The following is a 3,867-nucleotide window of genomic DNA, read 5'->3' on the forward strand; positions in this document are numbered from 1 at the left end:
TATCTCTAGCTTGAGAATGTGGGTAAGTTTATAAAGGAATTTTTTGATATCCTTTCCTAGGTCAATACATAGAGATTCACACATTATTTTCCACTCAAGAAAAATTCTGAGAAACTCCACACTAGATTCAACAGCTTTTCTCCAGAAAATAAAATTGGCCAGGGATTGATTAATTATTATTACCTAATAAAAAACCAAAAAATCTCTAGATACACGCTACAATCCTCTACTGTAAAGGATTATGAATCAGCCAAAATTCTTAATTACACGAAAATTTCAAATTATCTAAAATGATAGATTTCTCTAACATTGCAGCCCAACTTAATGCAGGCACTATTCTTCCAGAAGGAATAGTTGTTATTACCCTGCTAGTAGTTCTCCTCGGAGACCTAATAGTGGGGCGTAGTTCTACTAAGTGGACTCCTTATGCAGCCATTGTTGGTCTTTTAGGAGCAATTGTGGCCTTATATACTCAATGGGATAGCACCAATACCATCGGTTTTTTAGGAGGCTTTAATGCTGATGCTCTGAGTGTAGTATTTAGAGGCATTATTGCTCTATGTGCGATTGTGACTATATTAATGTCAGTGGCATATATAGAACAGACTGGAACTCCACTCAGAGAATTTATTTGCATTCTACTCACTGCTACTTTGGGGGCAATGTTCCTTTCTGGAGCAGATGAGTTGGTAATGATTTTCGTTGCTCTGGAAACTCTTAGTATCTCCTCTTATTTATTAACTGGTTATACAAAACGTGACCCTCGTTCCAATGAAGCAGCACTAAAATATCTACTGATAGGAGCTGCTAGTTCCGCCGTTTTTCTCTATGGCATTTCTCTACTCTATGGTTTGTCCGGTGGAGAAACTCGGTTAACAGCGATCGCCTCTAGTCTTGCTGATGGTGCAGGTGGTGGTGTTTCCCTAGCTCTAGTAATTGCTTTAGTATTTGCTATTGCAGGTATTTCTTTCAAAATTTCTGCTGTTCCTTTTCACCAATGGACTCCAGATGTTTATGAAGGTTCTCCTACTCCAGTTGTGGCGTTTCTCTCGGTTGGTTCTAAAGCAGCGGGTTTTGCCCTGGCTATTCGTCTTTTAGTAACAGCTTTCCCATTAGTTTCGGAACAGTGGCATTTTGTATTTACTGCCCTGGCTATTCTGAGTATGGTATTGGGTAATGTAGTTGCTCTTGCCCAAACCAGCATGAAACGTCTACTTGCTTACTCATCTATTGGACAAGCTGGTTTTGTAATGATTGGTCTTTTGGCCAATACTGAAGCTGGTTACGCTAGTATGATATTTTATCTGCTAGTTTACTTGTTTATGAACTTGGGTGGTTTTACCTGTGTAATTCTATTTTCTCTGCGTACTGGTACAGACCAAATTAGCGAATATGCAGGGTTATACCAAAAAGATCCACTGTTAACTTTGGGGTTAAGTCTTTGTTTGTTGTCTTTAGGTGGCATTCCTCCACTTGCAGGTTTCTTTGGTAAGATTTACTTGTTTTGGGCAGGTTGGCAAGCTGGATTATATTGGTTAGTTTTGTTAGGATTAATTACCAGTGTGGCTTCTATTTACTATTACATTCGTGTAGTAAAAATGATGGTAGTAAAAGAACCGCAAGAGATGTCGGATGTTATCAAAAATTATCCTCCTATTCGCTGGAATCTTCCAGGTATGCGTCCCTTACAAGTAGGATTAATTGTGTCAGTTTTGGCAACTTCTTTAGCTGGAATTTTATCTAATCCTTTGTTTACTTTGGCGAATAATTCTATTGCTAAAACTCCCATGTTACATTCGGCTTTAGTTCAGACTGTTGAAACTAATTCAGTGGCAAGTCAACTAGATTTTTCTTTGTCATCAAATAATTAGTATTAGTTGTTTTAGCTCAGTAAGTTAAGCATGATAAATGTTCGACTAAATTAAGTCGAGCATTTTTTATCTACCTTTTTTAACTTATCAAAATAATTGGGTCTCATACCATTTCTCAAAAATCTTGCTATACCCGACTAGATTTTTCTTTGTCATCAAATAATTAGTATTAGTTGTTTTAGCTCAGTAAGTTAAGCATGATAAATGTTCGACTAAATTAAGTCGAGCATTTTTTATCTACCTTTTTTAACTTATCAAAATAATTGGGTCTCATACCATTTCTCAAAAATCTTGCTATACCCGACTAGATTTTTCTTTGTCATCAAATAATTAGTATTAGTTGTTTTAGCTCAGTAAGTTAAGCATGATAAATGTTCGACTAAATTAAGTCGAGCATTTTTTATCTACCTTTTTTAACTTATCAAAATAATTGAGTCTCATACCATTTCTCAAAAATCTTGCTATACCCGATCGGATGGGTAAGTGTGGGAGGTGAGGGGAGAGGAAAAGTAGTGATAATAATTACTAACTCACTAATAATTGCCTAATTGCCAAAAACCGACTTGGAATCTTGGTAACTACTTGAGTGTTGAAGTATTACCGAAGTATGGCATTACTTTTGGTAATTGGTCTAAAACCCCAGTTTTCAAGGGGAAATGTTTTTGCTGGGTTCTCGCGCATCCCCATTACAAAAACAACTTCTGACTTCTAACTTCTGATGAAACCATCATTAGAATACTTTATAGGATGTAGGTTCTCATCTATACAATGACTCTAAACTCTTCACCATATTTCTCGCATTTAGCCTCAGTTACATTTCTAAATTGTTGCCAACCTAAATCTGAAATAGCCTTAGCTAGTTTGTGATTCTTAATCATCACAGAAACATTCAAACCTTCGAAACAAAACAATTGTTTGATTTTTACGAGTTAATTGTAGTAGAAAGTTTATGCAAAAAGTCAGTTATAATATCAATTATTGTATAAAGTTTAGCTACTCTTAACTTAGTTTTTTCTTGAAGTTTACTACCAAAAGTTTTCTGAGATAGTTTACGCTGAAACTTAGCTAACTTTTTAAGATTTTTTTTGAGTGGTTTAGGAGAATTAAATTTTTCTCCGTTGTTCAAAGTTTTCAAAGTGGATACACCTAAGTCAATGCCAATAGAGTTATTTGTACTGTCTTAAAGACTTAGGATTGATATTAACAACAAAGCTGGCAAAATAACGATTAGCACTATCTTTGATAATAGTTCTATAACTAAGTTCACTAGGTAGCTTTATTGACCAAATAATCTTAATTTTACCTACTTTTGGTATATATAGGGATGGAATCTAAATTTAAAAATTTAGTTGCTGAGGTATAGAATTATGGTTGAATAAGTACCTTAACTTCTACTAACTGACAGTTTATAAATAATTATGTCAATTAATCGAAAGTGAGAAATACTATGCTAAAACTTTTAGGGCTTCTGGTTTAACAATAACTTGGACTCCTGAGTTAACTTTAATGTGCCACATACCGTTAGGTAATTGATTTAGTAATTCTACAGGTTTACCTTGATCCGCTTCTAGTTGGTCGCTGGGAGAATTAACTAAAACAACTGTGGTTGATGATTCTTTTGGAGATATTAAATTAGCAGATAAAGGAGAAGTTAGAGGGGCAGAGTGTTCTGAAAGAGTTGCTAACTGCATCCTTAGTTGGGTTAGTTTGTTTTGCAGTTCTTGATTTTCTGTTTGATATTGTTGTGCTTGTGCTGTTAGTTCTTGATTTTCCTGAGTTAATCTTTGAACTTCTAGTTTTAATCTCTGAACTTCTACACATTCGTCGATACTAACATTACAAGCTTTAGCTATAACTTTTTTAATTAGAGGACTGTACATAATCTTTCAAAAATGAATTAGAGTTAATTGTTTTGATTGAGAGAGAAGTTATCGTTTTCTTTAACTTCCCTTACCTATTCTTATAATGTTCTATTTTTCCCATAGAGTATGTGACC

At 34.7% G+C, this 3,867-nt stretch carries 4 protein-coding genes; 1 reads left to right on the forward strand and 3 read right to left on the reverse strand.

Translation table 11 applies throughout. The features are described 5' to 3' along the window. Nucleotides 1–290: 290 nt before the first annotated feature. Entirely contained in the window at nt 291–1,871 is a 1,581-nt protein-coding gene (locus tag F6K22_RS34910) for an NAD(P)H-quinone oxidoreductase subunit N (protein WP_375340227.1), read from the forward strand. Between the two features lie 761 nt (nt 1,872–2,632). Here the strand turns inward: F6K22_RS34910 and F6K22_RS34915 are convergent. From F6K22_RS34915 to F6K22_RS34925, 3 genes are all read right to left on the reverse strand, one after another. Continuing rightward, complete coding sequence (locus F6K22_RS34915) at nt 2,633–2,782, reverse strand: hypothetical protein (protein WP_293109025.1); 150 nt, start codon at nt 2,780–2,782, stop codon at nt 2,633–2,635. 11 nt (nt 2,783–2,793) lie between these two features. Next, nucleotides 2,794–3,006: a transposase gene (locus F6K22_RS34920; protein WP_293109027.1), complete on the reverse strand. Its 213-nt coding sequence runs from the start codon at nt 3,004–3,006 to the stop codon at nt 2,794–2,796. Between the two features lie 310 nt (nt 3,007–3,316). Then, complete coding sequence (locus F6K22_RS34925) at nt 3,317–3,751, reverse strand: hypothetical protein (RefSeq protein ID WP_293109030.1); 435 nt, start codon at nt 3,749–3,751, stop codon at nt 3,317–3,319. Nucleotides 3,752–3,867 lie beyond the last annotated feature (116 nt).

The organism is Okeania sp. SIO2F4 (assembly GCF_010672385.1).
Taxonomy (GTDB): domain Bacteria; phylum Cyanobacteriota; class Cyanobacteriia; order Cyanobacteriales; family Microcoleaceae; genus Trichodesmium.